Consider the following 2,877-nt stretch of genomic DNA (forward strand, 5'->3'; position numbering starts at 1 on the left):
GACGACTTCGAAGTTGCCGTGCGCGCCGGTGCCGAAGTCGGATTGGATGAGGCAGGCGGCGCCGGCGACGTTGTCGTGGTCGCCGGTGACGCGGGTGCCGCGGATCCAGGGTTGGCGAGGATTGCTGTTGTCACGGTAGAAATGGCGCAGCTCGGTAGTGCCGTTGCCCAGTTGGAGGGGAACGACGACTTCGAAGTTGCCGTGCGCGCCGGTGCCGAAGTCGGATTGGATGAGGCAGGCGGCGCCGGCGACGTTGTCGTGGTCGCCGGTGACGCGGATGCCGCGGATCCAGGGTTGGCGAGGATCGTTGTTGTCACGGTAGAAATGCCAGAGTTCGGTCTTTCCGGAGGGTTGCCGGAGCGGGACGACGACTTCGAAGTTGCCGTGAAATCCGGTGAGGTAGTCCGATTGGATCAGACAACCGGGCGCGGCGACGGTATCCTGATCGCTGGTAATTCGTGTTCCGCGTACCCACGGCCCGAAATCGTTGCGGGAGTTGTCCCGGAACCAGTGCCACAGTTGTGCGCCCTGCATAATGACTGCCTCGAAGTTGCCGTGCAGTTTGAGACCATAATCGGATTGGATGAGACTGACGTGGACTCGGGACATGGCAACGGTGCCTTTCAGCCTCACCGGGATGGGCAAACTGGCCGCCGAGTGGCGGACTGGCGGAGGCGGACGGGAATCGAACCCGCCTGGTCGAGTTGCTCGACCACGTCGGTGTTGAAGACCGCGGGGGCCACCAGGCGCCCATACGCCTCCACCGGAGGATCCTAGGACCTGGTCCACACGCACTAGGCACCACGAATGCGGTTATCGGTGTGTCGCGCTCTGATGCGCAGTTCGTCGGGCACAGAGGACCGACGCGTAGGGCACGGGAGCGCGACACGCCGCTAAGGCAAGACGCGCGGGGGCCCGGCCACTCGGGATGAGTGACCGGGCCCGCTAGTGCAGCCAGGTCAGCTGACGCCGAGTTTTTCGGCGGCCATCCGGGTTCCCTCGACCCGGTTCTTGATCTTCTGGAAGGCGATGTCGCGGGCGTAATCGGGGGAGCCGTGGTTGGGTTTCTCGTCGATGCTAAACGGCGAGAAGCCGCAGTCGTCGGTGGACCCGATGCGCTGCTTGTCGATGAAGTTGGCGGCCCGCATCAGCTGGTCGCAGATCTCCTGGGGGCTTTCCGGGCGGGGGCTTTGTCCCACGCACACCCCGATGTAGGCCATCTGGGCCACGCCGTCGGCGTCGTCTTGCAGGTTGTCGGCGATGGACTGGTACACCGGGTCGCGGTCGCGCTCGCTGGCCAGCTGGATGAGGAAGTACCCAGCATTGATCTTGAACATGCTCGGCAGCAGATTGTTGTAGGGCACATCGGCGCTGTGCACCGAGTCGCGGTCGCCACCCGGGCAGGTGTGAATACCGATGTTCTTGCGTTCCTCGGGCGAGAACTGGGCCATCACCCGGTTGTTGAGCTCGATGAAATGCGGCAGCAACCCGGCCCCGGTCCACGGGTTGCGCGGGTCTTCCCGGGTCGACAGCCGCCCCTCGGTGAAGTCCACCGACACCCGGACAGCACCGGCGGCGAAGGCCTCGCGGATGTCTCTGACACATTCGTTGACGATGTCTTGTTCGAATTCTTCCCGGGGATAGCCGGGCACCTCATCGTGCAGCGGGTACAGCAGGGCCAGCATCGACGGCGCGATCACCGCCTGCTTCATGGGCACATGCGCATACTGGATCGATTTGCGCAGAAAATCCGCAGCGTAGTGTTTGTACCGGAAGGGTCCCCCCGTCAGGCGGGGCAACTGCCGCCCGTGACCATCGGCGAAGATCGCGAAGAACTGGCCACCCGGGCCGAGATTATCGGCCAGCCCGGTACCGCTTAGCGTGTCGGTAAGAGGGTAGGTGGCAAAGCTCGACACCCGCTGCTCGCCGTCGGAAATAATGGGTGATCCGGTGGCCTCAAACCGCTCGATCGAATCCTTGACCGCTTCTTCCTGCTCGGCTTCCAACGCCGCTAGATCGATCTTCCCCTCATCATAGGCGGCATACGCAGCCTGCAACTTCGCCGGCCGCGGCAGCGACCCAACAGGCTCAGTAGGAATTCCGGTGGCCGTTCTCGGATCATAATCAGCCATGATTTCTCTCCCATTGCTTTAGTAGCGAAACAGTGATTGTGCTACTCGTGGACTCCTTACTTCGCAAAGGTTCGCCCGGTCCCGACGAAGGGAGCCAGCGCACCAGGCGCCGGAAACAGACAGGTCTGTCTCAGATTGTGACCTGAATCATAGTCAGTTGACAATGAGTCGGTCAAGAGCTAGGCGTCCTGGCCATAGCGATCTGCCGGCGCATTCGACCGCGCCTGTCACTGCCAGTTCGTTGCCGGGACCTCGCCCGACCTTCAGAACGGTTCGGGGCAGGTCAATCGCTGGTACGGACGCGTCCAGCGGGCGTGTAGGCGCCTACCCCACTGCCGTTACGGCACTGTCCATGCGGATGCCGATCGACGTCCGCGCAGTGCCGCCGGTGGGACCGCCAACCAGGTGCATGGGCCGGCCGTCTTCCTGGCCGGCCAGTCCGGGGCCGGCCAGGAAGACCAGGCTGCCCTGGCCGGCCTGCCAGGTGCGGACAGGGTCGCCGGAACGGTTGCGGCACAGCGTGAACGGCGCCGAACCGGCAATCGTGATCACAACGACGAGCTGCGCGAACCGGCGCTGATCGCGGTGCGGCGTGATGCCGAGCGACCCTGGATGGTAGCGCTGGATGGCGGCCTCGTTCGGTCGCCACTGGGGCAACCCGTGCCGCTGGATCTGATCGGCAAGCTCGTCGCACAGGCGAGCCAGCGCTGGGTAGCGCGGCATGAGCCGCTCCAGGGGCACCGCG

Annotated in this window: 3 protein-coding genes and 1 tRNA gene; all 4 read right to left on the bottom strand. The window is 64.3% G+C overall.

The window, feature by feature from the left end; all coding sequences use genetic code 11:
• The coding region (locus VFA16_RS04330) for a hypothetical protein (protein ID WP_324966625.1) at positions 1-609 on the bottom strand (609 nt) is incomplete at its 3' end.
• A gap of 57 nt (positions 610-666) precedes the next feature.
• Positions 667-762: transfer RNA gene (locus VFA16_RS04335), tRNA-Sec, on the bottom strand.
• Between the two features lie 197 nt (positions 763-959).
• Positions 960-2,132 (bottom strand): 5-methyltetrahydropteroyltriglutamate--homocysteine methyltransferase, encoded by a 1,173-nt coding sequence (locus VFA16_RS04340; protein WP_324966626.1) that lies wholly within the window; start codon positions 2,130-2,132, stop codon positions 960-962.
• 324 nt (positions 2,133-2,456) lie between these two features.
• The coding region (locus VFA16_RS04345; protein ID WP_324966627.1) for an alpha-ketoglutarate-dependent dioxygenase AlkB at positions 2,457-2,877 on the bottom strand (421 nt) is incomplete at its 5' end.

Origin of the sequence: Mycobacterium sp., from assembly GCF_035653355.1 — a bacterium.
Taxonomy (GTDB): Bacteria; Actinomycetota; Actinomycetes; order Mycobacteriales; family Mycobacteriaceae; genus Mycobacterium.